This is a genomic window from Fontibacillus panacisegetis (assembly GCF_900102215.1).
GTDB lineage: Bacteria > Bacillota > Bacilli > Paenibacillales > Paenibacillaceae > Fontibacillus > Fontibacillus panacisegetis.
The window spans coordinates 132,423-154,169 of record NZ_FNBG01000001.1; the positions used below are offsets into that span (position 1 = coordinate 132,423).

Sequence of the window (21,747 nt, forward strand, 5' to 3'; positions counted from 1 at the left end):
GGTTACAAATCGATTAATTATGGGGTGTAATATCACTAAACGATCCTACATAACGTACGACGTCCCCTGATTCATCTCGAACCGTGTTAATCGTGAGTAGCTGTAAATACTCTTCTCCATTTTTTCGACGGTTCCAGATTTCCCCTTGCCACTGGCCTGATGTTCTAATATTATTCCACATTTCATCATAAAAAGCACGTGACTGCTTACCTGACTTCAGAATACTCGGTTTTTGATTGAGAGCTTCTTTTTCCGTTAATCCGGTAAGTACCGTAAAGGCAGGATTTATAGATTTGATAACTCCAGCAGCATCTGTCACCAAAATACCTTGGCCTGTTGAGCGAAACACTTCGTCAGACACTTTCAGTTTATCCGTGTAGTGCATCCATAGCACAAGGATAAGACTTGCCAGAGCAACTTGTGACAACGCCATAAATCCGATTGAATATTGACCAGTTATGGAATGAATAGCAGATAAAATCAACGGTGGAAAGAAACCGCCGAGCCCCCCCATCATGGACACAATGCCGTTTACCGTTCCCGCCTGTTTACTAAAATATTGTGGAACGAGCTTGAAAATGACCCCGTTTCCGATCCCTGCACATAATGCGATAGACAGACAGCCTACGGTGTATAGTCTGATTGATGGTGAAAACGCCAGAAGAATCGAAGAAAGCGTTAAACCGGCGAAAACGATCATAAGCAAATAATTCGGTTTGAATTTATCGCCTAACCACCCACCCACAGGTCTCATCAATGTACATAACACGATAAATCCAGCTGTCCGAATACCTGCATCTACCCTCGTTAACTCAAAGTTAGTAACTAGGAAATTAGGCAAAAACACCGTTAACGCAACAAATAAACCAAATGTAATGAAGTAAAACATGGAGAATAGCCACAGCTTCTCGTTTTTGTATACCGCTTTGATTTCCTTCATCAACGGGGTTTTCATTCTCTTTTCTTTACGATCACCTAGAAAAAAGTTAATGACTACGAATACAAGCAACAATATAAGGTACAACTTAATAGTTGTAGACCATCCATATCGATCCGCTAGAACAGGAGCCGCAAATGTTGAAATTGCAGTCCCCGCATTCCCCAGACCATAAATACCATTGACTAGTCCATGCTTTTCCTTAGGAAAATATTTAGGTATCGATGTTACCCCAACCGAGAATACGGCACCACCTATCCCAAGGAATATCCCTCCTATAATTAGGTCGCTTAACGAATTAGCCTCACTAATGTAATAAACGGGAAACAGAAGTAGAATAAAGCTGATCATAAACACCAGTCGTGATCCAATAACGTTAGCATAGTAGCCAAACGGAATTCTAAGGATTGAACCTAACACAACTGGAATTGCTGTTACAAGAGCTAATCGATCTGCCGGAATAGGAATATCCTGCTTGATATATGAAAGGAGTGAAGAAAGGATTACCCATACCATAAATCCAAGTATTAAGTTAAATGTCTGTAGTGGTAATTGAAACTTCTTGGCCATCATATCACCCATTCTTTTAGTAAATTAAAGCTGCTTTACACTCGAATGACTTTTTATTGATTCCCGCTTATAATTGTAAATCGAGACCCAATAAAAAATAATAGGGAAATCCCTCGGCTGCAAAAGGTAATTCCCCATAAGTGATATAGTTCACATTTTTGATATTTTCTATACGAAATTAAAAATCGAGAAGTTTCTTCTTAAGTGCATATTCCACTAGCTCTGGCCGACTTTTCAAGTTCAATTTTTCCATGATTTTCGCCTTGTGAACCTCGACAGTCTTCACTGAGATGAACAGCTTCTCTGCGATTTCCTTGTTACCGTAACCTTTAGCAACTAAGGGCAAAATCTCAATCTCACGTTTCGATAATAAATGGAAGGGATCTGAATCAACCGAATCCAGATCCTTTTTAATAAATTCCCTGACTAAAGATGTTGCCATCTTGGAATGAATATAGGTTCCACCCTTATGCACCGTTCGAATCGCAGTTAGCAATTCCTCATCAGGGGCGTTCTTTAATATATACCCTGCTGCTCCGTTTCTGAGCACATGGAACATGTACTCCTCATCATCATACATCGTTAAAATTAATATTTTTGTATCGGGAAAATCGCTGCTTATTTTGCCAGTAGAAATTAATCCACTTTCACCCGGAGGCATGCTTAGATCCATCAATATCACGTCAGGGTTATGCTTGGCGACCATCTGGTAAGCTTCAATCCCATCAGCCGCAGTACCAACAACCTCCATATCGGGCTGATAATTCAATATCATGGAGAACCCGCTGCGAACGACGGCATGGTCGTCAGCGATCACAATTTTCATTGAGCATCCCCCTTCTCAGGCAATAGCGACAATGGCGATAAAGGAATACGAAGGTGGATCGTCGTCCCCTTTCCTACCTCCGAAACAATACTTAACTCACCATGTACAAGTTCTGCCCTCTCCCGCATTCCGAATAATCCGAGTCCGGTTCCTTTCGGCTCTCTTGAATTCAGCTGAAATCCATCCCCTTCGTCATGGACGATCAGTTGAAGCTCACCCTCCTCCTCAAAAAGTCTAACTTGGATTTCATCAGTATTTGCATATTTCAGCCCATTAAGTATTGCTTCCTGACATATGCGGTAGACTACCGTTTCGATCTCATTGTTGTACCTGGCAGCAGACAGCTCTGCTTTAAAATCTATAATCAAACCATAATTTTTCTCAATCCATTTAAAATGAGAGCGAAAGGCTGCTTCTAATCCAAAGTCATCCAAAGCCGCTGGGCGCAGCTCAACAGCAAGACGCCGGATATCATCCAATAACCGTGTTAACGAAGCCTCGGTATGCTGCAGCTTATTTAAGACCACTTCATCTGTATCCATATATTTTAAGACACGCAGATCAACGAGAGAGCTCAACAATTCTTGAGCTACACTATCATGTAGTTCACGCGAAATTCTTTTACGTTCGTCCTCTTGTGCTTTGATTACATATTTCGTCATATTCGTCTGATACAGCACTTCTTGGGTTCGATATTGTTTCGTTAAATTGAGCAGCATGAAGACGCGAATCCCTTCGTCCTCATCTATCGTATGAAAGCTTGCTGCATAGGGAACTAACCCCTGCCCACGTGTGTTTAAATAGACCTGAAAGGAAGAAAAATCATCCTTTGTGCTTTTCAAAAAACAGTTTACACAAGACATCATCGCTACTTCACTCGTATAACCCTCGCAGGAATGACAGATCGTAATCGAATCGCCTTTATGCATCAATTCAATCACATTCAGATCAAGGATATCTTCTGCGGCCGGGTTCATATCCACAATTTCACCATCTGCGTTTACAAAAAAAATAGCCTCCATGCTGTGTTCATACATTTTTTTCAGTAAATCGGATTTCAGAGTATTCTTTAGCTGACTCATTCCTCAACCAGCTCCCTGGTGAAATATGGCCCAAAGGATGGATCAATGGATTGCTGAAAATCATGAATCAAGACTTCAGTTAACCGTCCCTCTCCACGAAAGCCAACCATTAATACACCTACAACACGAGCATCCTTCCAAAGAGGTACAGCGCACACGCTCTGAAGCTGCTCGGATACAATAATCGGGTAGTTAAACAAATCGTTAGGCTCAAGCTCAGTCTTTACACTTGGAATGAGCATCGGCTTGCCTGTTTTGAACACTCTACCCGCCACACCTTTCCCGGAGTGCAATACGATTCGTTTATATCTATTATTTAAATTGCCTGATACATATTGCCATGTCAGCACGAATTGATCGGCAGCAGACTGTACCAGAGCTATAGAGACAAAGTCAAAATCAAACACTTCACGAAGTGAATCAATCGCCTGCTGAATTTCAAAATTTACTTCACCCTTCATAGGTTTTCTCCCCTACTTATGGAAAAGAAAGAAGGCATTAAGCCTTCTCCCTACATTCCATGTTTACGATTCTTTCTATATAGGATATAACTTCTGCCCACATAATTCAACGGAACGCTCCATACGTGAACCAATCTAGTGAACGGCCAAAGAGCAAAAATGAAGAAGCCTGACAAAATATGCAGCTTAAACGAGAACGGTACATCGACCATATAACTTGCATCCGGTGCAAGAATAAAAAGGTTGCGGAACCAAATCGAAATGGTCGAGCGATAATCAAATTCCGGCTGGACTGCATTTGTCACGATTGTACTATACATGCCAAGGCACACGATTCCGAGCAGCAGCAGGTTTACAATAATATCTGAAGCTGAGCTAAGCCTGCGAACATTTTTAATCGTCAGACGACGAGCTGTTAGCAGAAGCATCCCGCCTAATGTGAGGAAACCGAAAAAACTCCCCACATACACAGCGCCTATATGATACAAATGATCATTTACACCTATCGCTTCCATCCATTCCTTCGGAATGCCTAGACCTGCAATATGTCCGCCTATAACAGGAATAATCCCTAGATGAAACATTAGACTTCCAAGCTTAAGATGCTTTTTCTCAATAAATTCACTAGACTTGGCTGTCCAGTTGAACTGATCATGACGATAACGGTAGATGTGCCCCACAATAAAGATGACGATACACAAATAAGGGAAAATCACCCACAGGAATTGATCAAGCAAGTTCATGATTCATCGCCTCCTGCCTAATACAAGCCTTCAACGTTTCTCTTAATGCTTTTATTAAATGATAATAGGGGCTTTTATTCTTCTCTAACGTTTTCAACAAATGATAAGTACCATCCTCAATGACGCCCACCAATACGCTAAAATCCTTCTCTGCCTGTTCATTTCCTCTCCACTCCGCTGCATAAATAAACTCGCACATCAACGGTAAAAAATCAGAAAGCTCATGATCCGGCATATCCAGTCCAAACATTTGGTACAATATTTTCAGCTTGGCAAGCATTTGACCGCGTTCCTTGGAGTCCTCGAATTTGAAGTAGGTCATATACAAGGTTGAATCCTTTTGAAAGTCAAAGGTCTGTACATACATCTCTTCTAATTGTTCCATACTGTAATCGTGCATAAGCTCCCAGAACTTAGCGACATGAGCATAAGCAGGATCGGCAGGCTCTAGTAATTCTTCCAGAACAGCGGGATGAAAATCAATTTTCTCCGGATAGGTTAGCTGCTGAGCAAAGAAACCGAATAAATGCTTATTTTCATAGAGCTTCTCTAAGTTAATCACGCCAAATCCCCCCCATAGAAGGTATCCTCGTCTTTTGCACTCTTTGCACCTGATCCACCAGAGATTCCACAGCCTCCGCAATCCATACCGAAGCCTTCTGTACCCTGTGCATGATAAGTGTCCAAATAAGATTCCTTATGTGACGTTGGGATGACAAAACGATCCTCATATTTAGCAATAGCGAGCAAACGATAAATCTGCTCTGTCTGGTGCGTTGTCAAGCCAAGACGTTCCAATCGTTGCTCGTCAAAGGAATGTCCTGTTTGCGTAGTTCTCATATACGAGCGCATCATGGCAAGACGCTGCAAGGATTCTTTAATTGGCTCTGGATCACCAGCAGTCAGCATATTCGCTAAATACTGGATCGGCAGGCGCATTTCCTCAATCGCAGGGAAGATCATATCCGGGTTTTGAATCGAATCCTTCCCTTCAAAATAATTCATGATCGGGCTAAGCGGCGGTACGTACCATACCATAGGAAGCGTCCGATATTCTGGATGTAACGGGAAAGCCAGCTTGTATTCGATAGCCAGTTTATACACTGGTGAATTTTGAGCGGCTTCGATCCACTCGTCCGTGATCCCATCCTTGCGGGCTTGTTCAATTATTTCTGGATCATTAGGATTCAGGAACAAATCACATTGGGCTTGATACAAATCCTTCTCATCCGGCATAGAAGCCGCTTCCTTCACGCGGTCAGCATCATACAAGAGCACGCCAAGGTAGCGGATGCGTCCTGTACAGGTTTCGGAGCATACGGTTGGAAGACCCGCTTCGATTCTTGGGAAGCAAAACGTACATTTCTCCGCCTTGTTTGTTTGCCAGTTGAAATACACCTTTTTATAAGGACAGCCTGTCATACAATATCTCCAGCCGCGACAAGCCTCCTGGTCTACAAGAACAATACCGTCCTCGTCGCGTTTGTACATCGCACCCGATGGACAAGAGGCTACACAGCTCGGATTCAAGCAATGCTCGCAAAGGCGAGGCAAATACATCATAAAAGCCTGCTCAAAATTAAATTTGATCTCTTCTTCAATTTTTTCGATGTTAGGATCTTTTGGCCCTGTAACGTGTGCACCAGCCAAGTCGTCCTCCCAGTTTGGTCCCCAATTCAGATCCATATTGTCGCCTGTTATCACCGACTTTGGACGAGCGACAGGCTGATGTTTCTTCTCACCAGAAGTAGTCAAATGCTCATAATTATAATTCCAAGGCTCATAGTAATCTTTCATTTCCGGCATATCCGGGTTATGAAAAATTTTACCGAGTGCAATTTTGGATAGCTTATCCCCTGATTTCAGTTCTAGCTTACCGTTCTTTAGGGTCCATCCACCTTTATAGTGGTCCTGATCCTCCCAACGCTTCGGATAGCCGATACCCGGCTTGGTCTCTACGTTGTTGAACCACATGTATTCTGCACCTGGGCGATTGGTCCATGTACTTTTACAAGTCACGCTACAGGTATGGCAGCCGATACATTTGTCCAGATTCATTACCATCGCGATTTGCGCTTTAATCTTCAAGCCAGTCGACCTCCTTCATTTTACGGACAGCTACATAAACGTCGCGCTGATTTCCAATCGGTCCGTAATAGTTGAAGCCATAGCTGAGCTGAGCGTAGCCGCCTACCATTTGAGTCGGCTTGACGTGTATTCTCGTTGGTGCATTATGACTTCCTCCGCGATCCTTCGTAATCTCTGAACCCGGCACGTTAATATGTTTATCCTGCGCATGATACATGAACATCGTGCCTTTCGGCATCCGATGACTGACAACGGCCCGAGCTGTTACGACACCGTTGCGGTTATACACTTCTAGCCAGTCATTGTCTTGAATTTGATGCGCAGCGGCATCCTCATTGTTAATCCAAACGGTCGGTCCTCCGCGGAACAGGGTCAGCATGTGCAAATTATCCTGATACATACTGTGAATATTCCATTTTCCATGCGGCGTTAAATATCGAAGCACAAGCGTATCCTTGCCTCCAGCAATCTGTTTATCCCTCGTTCCGAACACCATTGGCGGCAAAGTAGGTTTATATACAGGCAATGATTCGCCAAATTGCAGGAACAGCTCATGATCGATATAGAAATGCTGTCTACCCGTCAGAGTGCGGAATGGTACAAGACGCTCAATGTTTGTAGTGAATGGCGAATAACGTCTGCCCATTTTGTTCGATCCGCTGAATACCGGTGTTGGAATAACCTCACGTGGCTGAACCGTAATGCTCTGGAATGTAATTTTTTCCGCAGCCCGATCTGCTGATATATCCTTAAGCTCAACACCTGTGTGGTGCTCTTCCGATTCCCAGGCACGCTGAGATACTCTTCCGTTTGTTGCTGACGATAAGTTCAGAATCGCTTCCGCAGCATGGCGTGCTGTATGGAGCTTCGGAAGTCCGTTTTTAATGGTTTCATCATGATAAGTGCCATTAATTCGTTTCATTTCCTCGTATTCCTCAGCTACAGAGAAGCTGACACCGTGAGCGCCTACTTTACCTGTGGCAAGATTAGGACCGAGAGTAACATATTTATCATAAACCTTGCTGTAATCACGCTCTACGATGCTGAGATTCGGCATAGTCTTGCCCGGAACCGGATCTACTTCACCTTTGCGCCAATCCTTGATGATACCGAACGGCTGTGCAATTTCATTAACTGAGTCATGAGTAAGCGGTGAAGATACAACATCCTTATACACTCCTGGCAGATGTACTTTTGCCATTTCCGAGAAATCCTTCGCAATGGTGCGGTAAATATCCCAGTCCGATTTAGATTCCCATAGAGGATCAACCGCCGGATTAAATGGATGCACGAACGGATGCATGTCTGTAGAGGATAAGTCGGTTTTCTCGTACCAAGTGGCTGCAGGAAGCACGATGTCTGCATACATCGGGGTTGCAGTCATACGAAAATCAAGGGCAACGAGCAGATCCAGCTTTCCTTCTACCTCTTCACGCCAAGTGATTTCTTCCGGTTTATCCTCCTCATTTGGCGTAGCGAGCGGTCCATCCGTTGCACCGAGCAAATGCTTCATAAAATATTCCTGACCCTTAGCCGAGCTGGAAATCAAATTCGATCTCCACACGAATAAGGAGCGAGGGAAGTTTTCAGGTGCATCCGGGTCCTCTATTGCATATTTGGTTTCTCCAGAAATAATCTGGTTCAATGTATGTTGAATAATTTCTTCGTTAGTCGCAGCGCCTTGTTGTGAAGCCTCTTCAGCAAACGCTAAGCTGCTCTTGTTAAACTGAGGATAAGACGGCAGCCAGCCTAGTCGAGCGGCAAGTACGTTGTAATCCGCTGGATGCTGGTAACGCACATCATCTCCGGTTGGTGATTTTAATGAATCTATACCTGTCTCTTCATACTTCCACTGATCTGTTGCAAAATAAAAGAACGAAGTTGCATTTTGCTGACGTGGAGCACCTTGCCAATCCTTGGCGAACGCCACTGTGGACCAGCCTTCAATTGGACGGCATTTCTCCTGTCCTACATAATGCGCCCATCCGCCTCCATTCACCCCTTGCGAAGCAGTCAAAATGACCAGATTCAGAATGGAACGGTAAATCGTATCGCTGTTGAACCAGTGATTGATACCCGCTCCCATAATAATCATCGAGCGTCCACCTGTATCCAGAGAGTTCTGAGCAAATTCACGAGCAATTTGAGTAACGATCGAGGCTTTAACACCCGTAATGGCTTCTTGCCATGCCGGGGTATAGTGTGATGAAGCATCATCATACCCCTTAGCCTCAAGACCATTGCCAAGGCGACGAACACCATATTGACTCATCATCAGATCATACACGGTGGATACTAGACGTTCTGAACTATCGGCAAGTTTAATTTTGCGTACGGGTATTGGACGTTTAAAAACGCCATTTGCATTATTATCAAAAAACGGGAACACGATCTCTTGCCACTGTTCATCATGTCCTTCCACAGATAATGCAGGATGGATCTTCGAGCCGTCTTCACGTTCCAGTATCAAATTCCACTTCTTATCCTGCTCCCAACGCTGACCCATCGTTCCGTTAGGAATAAGGATTTCATTCGTTTCCTCATCTAGAATGACTGGTTTCCACTCTGCATGCTGCGTAGCCTCGCCAAGATCACTGGCACGTAGAAACCGTCCTGCTTTATAGCTGTTCTCATACTCATCAAGCAGGATCAGAAACGGCATATCCGTATACTGCTTAGCGTAATTCAGGAACATCGGCTCCTGCCGATCATTGTAGAACTCGCTTAAAATAACGTGAGTCATCGCTTGTGCAATTGCCGCATCTGTCCCTGGGTTTGGCCCGAGCCAGTTGTCGGCAAATTTCACATTTTCCGCATAGTCCGGTGCAACGGATACGACTTTGGTTCCTTTATATCGAACCTCTGTCATAAAATGTGCATCCGGTGTTCGCGTCAAAGGAACGTTAGATCCCCACATAATAAGATAGCCTGCATTATACCAGTCGCTTGATTCCGGTACATCCGTCTGCTCGCCCCATATTTGCGGGGAAGCTGGCGGGAGATCGGCATACCAGTCATAGAAGCTGAGCATTTCTCCACCTAATAGCGAAATGAACCGTGCACCTGATGCATAGCTAATCATTGACATGGCAGGAATAGGTGTAAAACCAGCAATCCGATCTGGCCCATATTTACGAATTGTGTAAATAAGCTGTGCTGAGATTAATTGTGTGGCAGCTCCCCAGGATACACGAACATGTCCGCCTTTGCCGCGTGCTTTCTTGTAGACCATCGATTTTTCCGGATCTTCGACAATACTTGCCCATGCAGCAACCGGATCAGGATGTTCCTCCAAGGCCTTCTGCCACATACGCCATAAACGTCCGCGCATATAAGGATATTTAATACGTAACGGACTGTATTCATACCATGAAAAGGATGCCCCCCGTGGACAACCGCGCGGTTCAAACTCCGGCATGTCCGGTCCACAGGACGGATAATCTATTTGTTGATTCTCCCAAGTGATAATTCCATTTTTCACAAACACCTTCCAACTACAAGAACCTGTACAATTGACACCGTGCGTTGTGCGAACAACCTTGTCATGCGACCAACGTCCACGATACATGTTCTCCCAAGAACGATCCTTCTCTTCAAGAATAGACCAGTTGCCAGAATAGCTTTCTGTCGGCTTAAAAAACCGCAATCCAAATTTCCGTTTCATTGGACGTACTCACTCCCTCTGCAGAATGACAAATTATGACGGGAATCAATGATTGTCAATTCTTATACTTTCATTATGAAAGGGAGCTATTGTTATGACTATTAGGGGATATTCCTATTTCGCTAGAGGAATTCCCTCTTTTTCTCGATCTCTATATATTGATCTAATGATTGTATGTATATAGGCATCCGGGTAAAATGTTCTTTCCATCGCTTTTCCTTCAACACTTGAGTTATGAGGTTCGCAATGCAAAATTCCAGAAATTCCTGCAGATGTGCAGGCTTTTATGATGTAAAGTCTCAAAATATGCTAGATTGCTGCAAATGTGCAGGCTTTTTCTAAAATCCTCTTCAAACTGGACCCTTACGAAAAAAATTGCTGCACATTTGCAACCTCTTGCTCATTCTTTCATTTTTACTTCTAAAAAAACTGTATTTTTGCATACTTTCCCTAATCTTGGACCTGTTTTTGCTAATGACGTCGTCCTTTCTTTAGTACAACTTATATAGATCATTTTAGTAGAAAAAAAGACCGTAACCACTATTGGTTACGATCCAACTCAAGCCTCATTTTACCTTCATCAACTGCTCGCTGTCCTTCTATTTCAATCTGCTGAATGGCTTCATCAATGGATAATGCATTTTGAATGGTGTCTTCAACTACTTTTTGACCTACTTCTTTAAAAGCATTAAGAATTTCATAATTCACTGCATCATAAGGATCATTGCTATAAGGAGCAGGGTCTAACAAAAATAGTGGTGATACATCGTGATTCCCTACTGGTTTGATGAGATCAGTCTTTACTGGTAACCCAGATAATAATTGCTTTTCATGTTTTGCCCCCATGTTCTGATCATTGTTTGTTACGAAATCAATAAATTTCCACGCTTCCTCCTTATAGGGAGTTGAATTCGATATGCTATAGATTTCTTGAATTTCATAATAATCGCTTTGATTTTTATTTCTAGTAGGCACGGGAACTGTCACCATATCCCAATTTATAGGGTTGCCACCAATAAACTCACTATTTGAATCAAAATTGTATGCCATTGAGTACGATTGAATCTCCATCGCAGCTGTATTTGTTAATATTGGTGAAGGCGCTATCTCGCCTGTTTCACTCTCCTCCTGATCATATATGACACCTTTACGAAAAGATTCCACAACTTTATTAAATATTTCCCTCCACTCAGCAGAGGATAGATTCACCTGTAATGTGGTCGGATTGATAAAAGTAAGACCTTCTGTCTGACCCATCCTTAAGATCATAGAAAACGCTATATTCATATAATAGTTTGACTTAAAGCCATATACCCTCTCCCCTGAAGCATTGTTCGTTGGAAATCTTTCAGCCAGATCAAGCACTTCGCTCCATGTCATTTGATTGGTTGGAAAAGGAACCCCGTATTCTATAAACAAGTCTTTATTATAAAACAGTGCATAACTAATAAATGTAGGACTAAGACCATAAATTCCGCCATTTAAATCAGATCGTAAAGATTGTAGAGCGATCGGTGTAATTTCCGATAAAGGATATTTACTATTTTGGATAAATGGATCAAGATTTAACAGCTTACCCCTTTCGATCATTTGCTTATACACCTTAAGTTGATCAATAAAAATAATATCAACATTAATATTCTCGGAGTTCTCTATCAAATTTGGGTCTATCACTTTGATCGTAATGTTTGGATATTTATGCTCAAAATCACGACCATATTTCTGATAAAACAGTCTTTCTGAAGGATAATTCACAGTAAGTGTGATAGGCTCTTGAGTTGCTTCCTTTGTACATCCAACTAGAATGATACACATGCTAAGAAGATACAACGCACACACTTTAGTTCTATGTATCATTATAATACCTCCACAACAATTAGGGATGAACATCTTTTAGCGTATTCTCAGCTTCTTCTTGCATACGATCTAACCCTTCTTGCAAAGAAATCCTCTCATTAATGATATCTTCCGCATATGGATTCAATAATTCCAATATTTCAAATGGTAATTCGTCAAAACTATCTGTCACAGGTGATAATTGATAAAATGGCATCACGAGTTCCTCGTACTTCTCGTTTGTAACCAAGTGATTACTTAGCGTCGAAAATCCATAATCTGTTCTATATTCCCAGCGTGCTGCTTGATCAGAATTGAGGAACTTAATTATATCCCAGGCTGCTTCCTTATTGTCGGTAGAGTTTGGAATGGCATAAATACCGGGAACATTTAAATAATGTGTATAACTTGGTTCACTAGGGCTGACTGGCATCGTAACTGTTGACCACTTAAATGACGGACTATGTTGTTCTAGCCTCTTGAAATCATCATACGAAATAATTGCCATAGCGCGATCCCCTGACAAAAAGGGGTCAATATAAGTGTTAAGATCTACATTAAAATCCAGTGAACCCAATTTGTCTATTTCAATTGTATTCATCCAAATGGAGGACCAAGCTGATCCATTGATCATTACTTGTTGTCGTTTTGCATTATAAACTTGAAGTCCTTCCGTATTTCCTATGTGCAGAATAAGATTAACCAAATTAGAATATCTCAATGTAATACCCTTCAATTCCTTATGGTTTGATTCAGCAACCGAAAATTTGTTAGCAAGCTGTAAAATTTCCAACCAGCTCATTTGATCTCTTGGATATTCAATCTTATATTCATCAAATATATCACTATTAAATGCAATTGCTTGTCCATAAAAAGTAGTTGGCATTCCATATAGTTTCCCTTGACCATATTGTCTAATTAGTTCAATGACGCTGGACACATAGTTCTTTAGATTGATCTGATCTCTCTCAATGAGTGGCCCCATATCTGTTAGTAATCCTTCGTCAATAAACTCTTGAATGCGATGGGCTGGAATAAATAAAACATCAACATCATTTTCTTGTAAATACTGAAGTGGCATCATTTCAGGATCATTTAAAACCTTTGTCGAAACAACGTTAAATCGTACATTTGGATATTCTGATTCAAGTAACTCCTTATATCTTTGTTTGAACTGTTCTTCATTTATATATCCTATATTTATAGTGACGTTACTATCCTTAGGGAATTTCTCAATAGCATCTTTAGAACATCCAACAAGTAAAATGAACAGAAATAAAATTAAAATAATAATTGAGTTTTTCAAACATAAACCCCCATACTAATTTACAATATATTCTATTATCAACACAATATTACGACTATATCAATATTTAATATTTTTAAAGTTCAATAATTTATTAATAAAAAATGTATTGAAGAGGCTGCCCCAAAAGTTATCTAAGATAACTTTTGGGGCACTTCTAGCAGTAGAAAAGGCAAAATATCAGGAAAAGCATGTAAAAATGGAATATGGTTCAGAATAGACCAGTTTGAAGAGAATCTGCAGGGATCGTCTTCCTTGCACCGCTATTTCTAGTTTTGACACTAAACCTACTTTTGGACAGCCTCTTTCCATATACACCCTGTGCAATCACATATTCATTAACTTATCCATCCCAATAATTTTTTTCATCCATATATCTATTTCGATTTCACCTGTCACAATGCTAGCCATTCCCTGCCCTAAATCAAAGGCAACCTTCCCGTAGGTTTGCGCGATATAAGGAGCAAGTATTAAAGCATTAGTTCCTGCCGCTAGCAGACATAAATCGAAATCACAGCCGGCTATTTCTTCTTTAACACGAGGGATGTCCTCAAATTGATCAATTAGAATCGTTCCGGTGATCGTGAAACCTAATCTCTTTTGAAGCTCTTCCTCCATCTGTTGCTTACTTCTTCAGCCATTGTACTAATTAGTAAAATCTTTCTGCCTGATAGCATTTTTTCGAATTTATTTTTTTGTGAAACCATGATAACCCGCCTAATATATGCGTCGTATACAAATAACGGTTTTATATTATTTTTTTCAAACACGATTTCAGTAAGCTTACCAGCATCCATGTTGTGAACAGATAGACAGTATCCGATGATGTCAGCTTTTTTCACTGCCTCTATCGCCGCATCCCGTATTTCAATATTAGGAAATCTCACTCCTCGATGCTTAACCCCTCGTTTATGACCTGCGTTCGCAACGGCTGCCTCTGGATGATTCATAAAATATTCCTCCGAATGAATACGATCCATGAGTACTCCACTGCTTACATATACTGAAGAATCCAACATATTAAAACCTCCTCCTTAGAAAGGGGCTATCTTAACCTATGGCAATGACTCACTTGGTCACATATACTATGAAGCAAATACAAGGCTGGCAATAGACGTTTTCACGAATACAAATAATTTATTGAAATATGACATCATAAAGCAAAAAAGCCGCATAATGCGGCTCTATGTTTGATTAGTGATGGTGCTCAGCGTGAGTATGATCCATTTCGCTTTCGCTCGCCTGTTCCTGAGCTATGAGCTCCTCAACAGCTTCGTTGCCAACTGCAAAACGTTTGGATGGCATCACCTGATATTCTTGTGTAGAAACATGACCTTTTACGATATAAATTCCTTCTTCAGAAAAGCTGTAACTCGCTGTGTATAGTCCTGAGGAACTCTGTTTGCCATCAACCTTGATGACAGCATCCTTATTTCCTTCGGGCCAAACTTCAAATTGCACCTGAGCAGCGTCACGATAAGGAACATCCTCTTGGGTAAGAAATATTGAAAATTTGTTGGTATGGTACGCATCTGTCGCAGAGGTTACCTGCAAATCAACGTTCAAATGAGGCTTTAATCCATTTCGATCAGATACAGGCACTTGTGCAGTGCATCCGCAAATGAAAGCTAAAATGAGTACAATGAATGGAACCCTGATGGCTCTGTTTATAGTAAACATGATTACATATTCCTCCTATGCCGAGAACCAATGCTTTAGCGGCCTTACGTTTCGGATAACTAGCAAATCCAGAATGAGAACTACGATAAGAGATAAACCTACCAGTGGCATTAGGATACCAAAAATGAGCATTATTATAAGCACACCGATGGTGGTACGTTTGTCTCTCGGTTTGTTTGGGGCTCCAAGCCTGCCATTCGTTTTACGTTTGCGCCACATAAAATACGAGCTGATCGAAATCAGAATAAGGCCGATGCAGGTAATTAAACCGAGAAGTTGATTAAATATACCGAATAATCTGCCTTCATGTAGTGCGATACCATACGTAATTGCCTTTGCCATCATGCCATAGTCCGCAAATCGTACATCTGTAAGAATGGCGCCGCTGTATTGATCTACATGTAATGTAGCATCGCTGCCAGGTCTAACATGATCGGTTGATATCGTATATACCCCTCTCGCGTCTTGCGGGATTGAAATCGTATAAGGCTTTTGGATGCTTTGCTTATCTGCTATCCCGACGATCTCATTCATATCCAGTTGGATATAGCTTCCGCTAATAGAGCTTGGAACTGGAATATTTTCAGCTGCCCATGGGATATTATCCGCAACATCTTTTGCTACTGTTACAGAATCAGGCTTCTCCATATAAACAGTCCCATACGGCGGATAATTCGTGTTAGTCGCGTTAGCGATACGGTCAATTTGTGGACCCAGTACACCTGACCAAGGGAGTCCTGTTGCAATTAGAATCAAAATGAACAGGGACAGCCAAAATGCCGGTACTGCATGCATATCGCGCCAGAAGGTACGGCTGCCTCTATTTTTGAACCTTGGAAGAAACGTTCCCCAAATCGCAGATTTCTTACGCGGCCACCATAAATAAAGTCCAGTTACGGTCAAAATAAATGCCCAGCAAGCAGACAGCTCAACAAGACGATTAGGCCACGTACCATTCATGAGTAGCTGACTGTGCATTTTTTTGAAATAAGCGGAAAATGTTTTGCTATTATCCTGAATCCCTAGTATGTGACCACTGTATGGATCAGCGTAAAGAGTTGAGGCAATCCCTTCATGTTCCACAGACATTTTGACCGTGGATTTCGGTTGATCAGGAAATGTAACAGATGAAATCTTCAGCTCAGGATAAGTTGAAGTGACTTTTTCCATCAGAGCTGTAGGTGAAACTAATGATGTCCCCACCTCTCTCACTGTCAGTAGATCCTTGTACAAATGCCCCTCAATCTGCGGCTTGAATAAATACATAGAACCACTGAACGCTAAAATAATGAGAAATGGAGCAAATATTATACCCGCATAAAAATGCCATCTCCATACGGCTTGATACCATGATGTTTGGGCCTTCATATTGTTTACGACTCCTATTCCAAGTGATTTACTATCCGATTACTAACTGTTATTATATGCATGGGTCAGTGGTCAAGCCTATGACTCGAAAGAGTCATTTTTAATGAGGTGAATAACTTAAATGTCATATAAACAAATTAAATGGTTAATTTTAATTATTCCTACACTAACTATCGGCATATGGGAATATGTGCGTCATGAATTTTTACTGAACTATCTTTCGATGGAGCTTGGAAATTTTCTTGCCCCTGTAATCGTTTTTTTGGTTACGATCCTTCTGTTAACAAGGCTGTTCTCCATGATGGAGAGCAATCAGGAGGAATTAAACAAGGCGAGAGCACTCCACGCCACCATGCAGGAACGGGAAAAAATCGCCAGAGAACTGCATGATGGAATCGCTCAGTCTCTCTTTCTTTTGAATGCACAAATCGATCGTATTGAAAAGACGGGGAACAGCGATAACCTGCCATATGAGGAGTTCAAGAAGAGTATTCATCGTACCAACACTTATGTAAGGGAAGCTATTGCTAATTTGCGTCATCCAGTTGATCCGGAATTCGTTCCCTGGATGCAAGGTCTAAAGTCTCTTATTGAAGATTTACATGAAGAAACGAATTTACGTTTTGAGGTACAGTGGGACATACCGGATGAAGCCTTATCCTCCAAAGAAAAAATAGAATTGCTGGCTTCAATCCGGGAAGCATTATTAAATATACACAAGCACGCAAATGCAAAACATGTGAAAATTCATGCCCATGTAACCGAAAATGGCTGGACATGCACTATTGCTGATGACGGAAAAGGTTTTGACCCACATGATATAACCAATAATAACCACTATGGCATTAAAATCATGAAAGATCGGTGTTCGACAATGAAATGGCAATTCGACATGTTAAGAGAAGATGGTCAGACTGTAGTTAAGATCAGGAAGGAGAATCCATCGAAGTGAATACCTCAAGGTTTAGAGTACTTATTATTGATGACAGTGATATGGCCAGAGAAGGTATTCGTACCATACTCAGCAATGATCCAGCCTTTGAAATTGTTGCGGAAGGCAGCAGCGGCGAAGAAGCACTTGAACTAACGGAGTTATGGATGCCTGATCTCATCCTTATGGACATTCAAATGCCAGGTATGGGTGGACTGGAGGCAACAAAGCTTGTGAAGGAAAACTTCCCTTATGTAAAAATTGTTATGGTGACCGTCTCCGACGACATTACTCACTTATTTGACGCTCTTAAAAAGGGCGCGCAGGGATATTTGCTCAAAAATCTAAAGCCTGAATCCTGGCATGAATATCTCAAGGCCATAGCGATTGATGAAGCACCGATGTCGCGAGAATTGGCTTTTCGCATTTTGAAGGAGTTTTCTCAATATGAAAGACCTGATGTCAGTGAAAGTCCTTTAACAGCGCGGGAAAAGGAAATTCTCGGTCTCGTAGCAGAAGGCCTGTCCAATCGCGACATTTCAAACCAATTAAATATTTCAGAGCATACGACTAAAAATCATCTCAAAAATATTTTGCAAAAGCTTCATTTAGAAAATCGAGTACAGCTAACAAAATACGCCTATGAGCAGGGTTGGATGAATAAATGACATCGTTCATAATCCTGTGTCTGTTATAAGTCGGGAACTTGTAGCGCAGTCATTGCCGTACGTTTCTGTTCATCATTCACATGCGTATACACCATCGTTGTTTCGATAGATGCATGACCTAACAACTCTTTAACAACTCGTATATCTACGTTATGATTCAGCATCATCGTTGCAAATGAGTGTCTGAGTTTATGACAGGACAGCTTCATATCTGCCATTTCCGGGTGATCCTCTTTAAAATCATCAAAGATTCCGGACACTATTTTTTGAATTTGACGAATCGAGAGTCTTCTCCCCTTTTGGGATACAAAAAATGCATCTTCCTTCTTACTGTAGGGATGAATTCTCTCCTTCTCTACTTTTTCCAGGTACTTCATAACCATTTCTGGCAGCGGAATCTCATTCCATTTTCGCCCTTTTCCAAGCACTTCAAGAGTGCCCTTTGTCTTCTTAAAATGAGATAGATTCAATCGATGCACCTCACCTACACGCAACCCGCAATATCCCATCAATAAAAAGATAGCTAAATTTCTATCGCGATATCTTCCACCTACATAAGAAAGTGCTTCCTCAAGCTCCTTCTCCTCTAAATACACAGGGTTTCTATTTTTCTCTGTTTTTGACTTTTTGACATCCATCGCAGGATTTTTAGATGCAAGCTCAAAATCTATTAATGCAGCATAAAAAGACCGAATCGCTGAGAGCGTTCGATTTCTCGTTCTGTCGCCTGCAGTATCCTGTTTAGATACTAAATAACCAACAACATTCATTTTTCCAGCCTGCTGTACAGGTAGTTCATCCAAGTATTCCAAGTAGCTGTGAATTTCTCTCAAATATTCTTTTCTTGTCGTTTCCGTATATCCGGATTGCTTCATCCAAATCGTGAATGCTTGTAGCGGCTCAGCATAAATTTCTTGCAGTAAATAATTTCTAGCCATTGTCATCACTTCTGTTATTCATGTTGTGCCATCTCCAGTGTGTTTGATCATTGATGTTGATTTATACCAATATATGAATAATATGTGCGACGATTTAGTAGAATTACGCCCCACCTTATAGATTATTAATCCCTTGCAATGAAAAGTGCGCAAAATACGTGTTTTGCGCACTTAATTATAGCACATTATTTAAATGCTATAAAAAACATCCCTGAATATTTCCAACAACATTGACTAGTATATCTTCGATTAGTCACTAAACAACAAAAATCAGGCCTTTTAAATCAGGCCTGATTCGATAGATAAAAGAATGATGTTATAGGATTACAGCTTACTTAAAACTAACAGATTGAACAATTTTATCTGTTTCTGCCTTCATTTCATCATCTGCGTAGGTAAAAATCATATTATATGCGTAACCATCAATGATTGAACAATAGTAATCTTGAGTAATAACCATATCGCCATTTTCGATCGTAACCTGCATCATATCCATATCTTTTCCGCCAACCTTAGCCGTCGTAATGTCTTTATAATTATATGGAAGCTGAGAATCGATCAAAAATTTCTTGGATGCTTCAAGATAGTCCTTACCTGTCTTCACACCTTGAAGAAGGCTAACCTTTTCAGCTACGATCACGACTGAAGGACCAAGCTGTCCAGAATCCAGCGGATATTGTGATGCCATTAACAGGTTCAATGTTTTAATTGAAGCAAGATCCAGTTGCTTTTTCTTGCTCTCGTCGTCACCAGCAATAATTTCACGGCTTTCCTCCATCAATTGCTTCAGGGCTGCTTCATTTTGAAATGTCCATTCATTTGGAAAGGACAACGACACTCCAAAATAATCATTCGTGTAAGAGCCGTTTGTTGTCGTTCCTAAGCTAATCTCTTTTTTTGTACCCCCGCATGCAGTTACCAATGCCATAGTCAGCACTAGGATAACCGTCAAAAGCCCAATTTTTTTCTTAGACATAGTACCCTCCTGATAGAATATCTCTTTATTTTTCATACCAGAAAAGTTTATCATAAGATCCTTATGTTACCACCTATATAAATCTATAGGTTAATCACAAGATGGAGTGTCGAGCGGCGATGGAAACTGCTTCTGTGCTGGACTGAACGCCCAATTTTTCAAAAATAATTTTTTTATGATGGTTCACTGTGCATTCCTTGATTTTGAGCTTGATCGCAATCGCTTTTACTGTGTATCCTTTTGAAATAAGCTGAAGTACTTTTAGCTGGCGTTCAGTAAGACTCTGGAAAAATAGCTCTGACTCTTGCTCATTGACGTACTCTTGATAACTAATTAACATTTGAGCAGGAAGAAGCTTCGTTATAGCAACTAGTTCTCTGTTCATTCCAGAGTTAATGGTTGACACATCCAGATAACCAATTGTTTTATTATCAATTTTCAATGGAACCGAGAAGCAGTGCCAGTCTTTAAAGGCAAGGCATTCATGCTCTTCAGGCGGTAAATAAATAGGGGCTTCATGCTTCATGGCTTCAGAAATTGCATTAACTCCGCAGCTTTGCTCGGTAAAATACATTCCAGCTCGTATTGGCGAATGATTTACTATGGACTCAATATTTTGACTGAAATCCAGATCCAGTAATATTCCTTCTACATTAGTAAGTAAGAATAAGTATGTATCCGACAGGTATTCCTTTATTTGCAATATGCTGTCTTGAAATGCACTAACTAACAAACAGTTGTTTGAAAGGACCTCTTCAAATTTTTGTCGGGGCACCTGTTCCCATTTTTTCGGTAAAAAAGTAACTGCTTCTGTCATGATGACGGTACCTCCTCGCTGTATATGTTGGATCTGGAAACAGTTGAAGCTTCATTTATTATCGGTAAATTCCGGCAATTTTTGAAGGTGAAGCAGATTTAATACTGACAAAAAAAACGCCCATATCAGGCGTCTTTCAAACAATATATTACTTGTGAGTAACTTCTTCCCCTTGCTTTCGGCCTATTAACAGCAGCATAAGAAATGATATCAGAATCATCATGCCTGTCCATGCCCAGGCCATAGTCATATTGCCAGCATCGACTGCTACATATATTGCAGTAGGCAAGGTTTGAGTTTTGCCAGGTATATTTCCTGCAAGCATTAAGGTTGCACCAAATTCGCCAAGCGCACGAGCGAACCCCAAAATATAAGCAGTCATAAAGGAACGATAAATTAACGGAAACGTAATGTAACGAAACACTTGCCTTTCATTCGCACCGATTGAACGTCCTGCATCCTCAAGCTCTCGATCCACTGAGCTAAAGCCTACTTTCATCGTCTGGTATACAAGCGGAAAAGCCACTACGATGGAAGCGATCACTGCAGCCCACCACGTAAATACGATCGGTGCAGAGAATAACCATTCAATAAATTGCCCTAATCGGCTTTTTCGTCCCAGCAGCATCAGGAGTAGAAAACCAACTACTGTTGGAGGAAGAACTAATGGAAGCATAAGCACCGTTTCAATTACTGTCTTTCCAACAAATTTTCGACGTGACATTCCCCATGCGGTTAACGTACCTAATATGATTACAATGATGCTCGACAGAAGCGCCACCTGCAAGGAAATTCGGATAGGTGACCAAAAATCAGAACCATATATTGTTGTCGCCATAGTCGTCATATTAGTCAC

General features: G+C 41.2%; 19 protein-coding genes and 1 pseudogene. 2 read left to right on the plus strand and 18 right to left on the minus strand.

All coding sequences use genetic code 11. The features are described from left to right. Positions 1–13: 13 nt before the first annotated feature. The 14 genes and pseudogenes from BLS49_RS00605 to BLS49_RS00670 form a co-directional block, all read right to left on the minus strand. A complete protein-coding gene (locus BLS49_RS00605) occupies positions 14–1,507 on the minus strand; it encodes a nitrate/nitrite transporter (RefSeq protein ID WP_091226425.1) in 1,494 nt (497 codons plus the stop codon). 178 nt (positions 1,508–1,685) lie between these two features. Continuing rightward, positions 1,686–2,333: a response regulator transcription factor gene (locus BLS49_RS00610; RefSeq protein ID WP_091225838.1), complete on the minus strand. Its 648-nt coding sequence runs from the start codon at positions 2,331–2,333 to the stop codon at positions 1,686–1,688. Next, positions 2,330–3,415: a sensor histidine kinase gene (locus BLS49_RS00615; RefSeq protein ID WP_091225840.1), complete on the minus strand. Its 1,086-nt coding sequence runs from the start codon at positions 3,413–3,415 to the stop codon at positions 2,330–2,332. Before BLS49_RS00615 ends, BLS49_RS00610 begins: the two co-directional genes overlap by 4 nt. Continuing rightward, positions 3,412–3,876, minus strand: coding sequence for a GAF domain-containing protein (locus BLS49_RS00620; protein ID WP_091225842.1), 465 nt, complete (start codon positions 3,874–3,876; stop codon positions 3,412–3,414). The genes BLS49_RS00615 and BLS49_RS00620 overlap by 4 nt, the downstream gene beginning before the upstream one ends. Before the next feature lie 50 nt (positions 3,877–3,926). Continuing rightward, positions 3,927–4,619, minus strand: a complete 693-nt coding sequence (gene narI / locus BLS49_RS00625; RefSeq protein ID WP_091225843.1) for a respiratory nitrate reductase subunit gamma — start codon at positions 4,617–4,619, stop codon at positions 3,927–3,929. Next, on the minus strand, positions 4,606–5,181 hold the full coding sequence (narJ, locus tag BLS49_RS00630) for a nitrate reductase molybdenum cofactor assembly chaperone (protein WP_091225845.1): 576 nt from the start codon (positions 5,179–5,181) through the stop codon (positions 4,606–4,608). Before narJ ends, narI begins: the two co-directional genes overlap by 14 nt. Next, positions 5,174–6,707, minus strand: a pseudogene (gene narH / locus BLS49_RS00635) (nitrate reductase subunit beta). Before narH ends, narJ begins: the two are co-directional and overlap by 8 nt. Further along, entirely contained in the window at positions 6,697–10,371 is a 3,675-nt protein-coding gene (locus BLS49_RS00640) for a nitrate reductase subunit alpha (RefSeq protein ID WP_091225847.1), read from the minus strand. Before BLS49_RS00640 ends, narH begins: the two are co-directional and overlap by 11 nt. A 540-nt stretch (positions 10,372–10,911) precedes the next feature. Continuing rightward, entirely contained in the window at positions 10,912–12,228 is a 1,317-nt protein-coding gene (locus tag BLS49_RS00645; protein ID WP_175471256.1) for an ABC transporter substrate-binding protein, read from the minus strand. Between the two features lie 19 nt (positions 12,229–12,247). Then, positions 12,248–13,513: an ABC transporter substrate-binding protein gene (locus BLS49_RS00650; RefSeq protein WP_091225850.1), complete on the minus strand. Its 1,266-nt coding sequence runs from the start codon at positions 13,511–13,513 to the stop codon at positions 12,248–12,250. Between the two features lie 327 nt (positions 13,514–13,840). Then, positions 13,841–14,131, minus strand: a complete 291-nt coding sequence (locus BLS49_RS00655; protein ID WP_091225852.1) for a GT-D fold domain-containing glycosyltransferase — start codon at positions 14,129–14,131, stop codon at positions 13,841–13,843. Beyond that, entirely contained in the window at positions 14,104–14,532 is a 429-nt protein-coding gene (locus BLS49_RS00660) for a GT-D fold domain-containing glycosyltransferase (protein ID WP_091225853.1), read from the minus strand. Before BLS49_RS00660 ends, BLS49_RS00655 begins: the two co-directional genes overlap by 28 nt. 175 nt (positions 14,533–14,707) lie before the next feature. Further along, entirely contained in the window at positions 14,708–15,193 is a 486-nt protein-coding gene (locus BLS49_RS00665; protein ID WP_091225855.1) for a FixH family protein, read from the minus strand. 15 nt (positions 15,194–15,208) lie between these two features. Then, positions 15,209–16,561 (minus strand): PepSY-associated TM helix domain-containing protein, encoded by a 1,353-nt coding sequence (locus tag BLS49_RS00670; protein WP_091225856.1) that lies wholly within the window; start codon positions 16,559–16,561, stop codon positions 15,209–15,211. Positions 16,562–16,682: 121 nt separating this feature from the next. Between BLS49_RS00670 and BLS49_RS00675 the strand changes: the two genes are divergently transcribed. Beyond that, positions 16,683–17,513 (plus strand): sensor histidine kinase, encoded by an 831-nt coding sequence (locus BLS49_RS00675; RefSeq protein WP_091225858.1) that lies wholly within the window; start codon positions 16,683–16,685, stop codon positions 17,511–17,513. After that, the gene (locus BLS49_RS00680) at positions 17,510–18,160 is read left to right on the plus strand and encodes a response regulator (RefSeq protein ID WP_091225859.1); all 651 of its coding nucleotides are present in this window, start codon (positions 17,510–17,512) and stop codon (positions 18,158–18,160) included. Before BLS49_RS00675 ends, BLS49_RS00680 begins: the two co-directional genes overlap by 4 nt. Positions 18,161–18,183: 23 nt before the next feature. Here the strand turns inward: BLS49_RS00680 and BLS49_RS00685 are convergent, their stop codons facing one another. The 4 genes from BLS49_RS00685 to modB form a co-directional block, all read right to left on the minus strand. Beyond that, positions 18,184–19,098 (minus strand): tyrosine-type recombinase/integrase, encoded by a 915-nt coding sequence (locus BLS49_RS00685; RefSeq protein ID WP_091225861.1) that lies wholly within the window; start codon positions 19,096–19,098, stop codon positions 18,184–18,186. Positions 19,099–19,429: 331 nt separating this feature from the next. Then, positions 19,430–20,074 (minus strand): hypothetical protein, encoded by a 645-nt coding sequence (locus tag BLS49_RS00690; protein WP_091225863.1) that lies wholly within the window; start codon positions 20,072–20,074, stop codon positions 19,430–19,432. A gap of 94 nt (positions 20,075–20,168) precedes the next feature. Further along, positions 20,169–20,891: a LuxR family transcriptional regulator gene (locus BLS49_RS00695; RefSeq protein WP_091225865.1), complete on the minus strand. Its 723-nt coding sequence runs from the start codon at positions 20,889–20,891 to the stop codon at positions 20,169–20,171. A 148-nt stretch (positions 20,892–21,039) separates the two neighbouring features. Then, positions 21,040–21,729 (minus strand): molybdate ABC transporter permease subunit, encoded by a 690-nt coding sequence (gene modB / locus BLS49_RS00700; protein WP_425432098.1) that lies wholly within the window; start codon positions 21,727–21,729, stop codon positions 21,040–21,042. Between the last annotated feature and the right edge of the window lie 18 nt (positions 21,730–21,747).

Coding starts and splice junctions, on each gene's coding strand:
- BLS49_RS00605 (WP_091226425.1), bottom strand. CDS start 1,507: ATGGCCAAGAAGTTTCAATTACCACTACAGACATTTAACTTAATACTT.
- BLS49_RS00645 (WP_175471256.1), bottom strand. CDS start 12,228: ATGATACATAGAACTAAAGTGTGTGCGTTGTATCTTCTTAGCATGTGT.
- narI (WP_091225843.1), bottom strand. CDS start 4,619: ATGAACTTGCTTGATCAATTCCTGTGGGTGATTTTCCCTTATTTGTGT.
- BLS49_RS00670 (WP_091225856.1), bottom strand. CDS start 16,561: ATGAAGGCCCAAACATCATGGTATCAAGCCGTATGGAGATGGCATTTT.
- BLS49_RS00640 (WP_091225847.1), bottom strand. CDS start 10,371: ATGAAACGGAAATTTGGATTGCGGTTTTTTAAGCCGACAGAAAGCTAT.
- BLS49_RS00665 (WP_091225855.1), bottom strand. CDS start 15,193: ATGTTTACTATAAACAGAGCCATCAGGGTTCCATTCATTGTACTCATT.
- BLS49_RS00685 (WP_091225861.1), bottom strand. CDS start 19,098: ATGGCTAGAAATTATTTACTGCAAGAAATTTATGCTGAGCCGCTACAA.
- BLS49_RS00620 (WP_091225842.1), bottom strand. CDS start 3,876: ATGAAGGGTGAAGTAAATTTTGAAATTCAGCAGGCGATTGATTCACTT.
- BLS49_RS00610 (WP_091225838.1), bottom strand. CDS start 2,333: ATGAAAATTGTGATCGCTGACGACCATGCCGTCGTTCGCAGCGGGTTC.
- BLS49_RS00695 (WP_091225865.1), bottom strand. CDS start 20,891: ATGACAGAAGCAGTTACTTTTTTACCGAAAAAATGGGAACAGGTGCCC.
- BLS49_RS00660 (WP_091225853.1), bottom strand. CDS start 14,532: ATGTTGGATTCTTCAGTATATGTAAGCAGTGGAGTACTCATGGATCGT.
- BLS49_RS00655 (WP_091225852.1), bottom strand. CDS start 14,131: ATGGAGGAAGAGCTTCAAAAGAGATTAGGTTTCACGATCACCGGAACG.
- BLS49_RS00690 (WP_091225863.1), bottom strand. CDS start 20,074: ATGTCTAAGAAAAAAATTGGGCTTTTGACGGTTATCCTAGTGCTGACT.
- BLS49_RS00615 (WP_091225840.1), bottom strand. CDS start 3,415: ATGAGTCAGCTAAAGAATACTCTGAAATCCGATTTACTGAAAAAAATG.
- BLS49_RS00675 (WP_091225858.1), top strand. CDS start 16,683: ATGTCATATAAACAAATTAAATGGTTAATTTTAATTATTCCTACACTA.
- modB (WP_425432098.1), bottom strand. CDS start 21,729: ATGGCGACAACAATATATGGTTCTGATTTTTGGTCACCTATCCGAATT.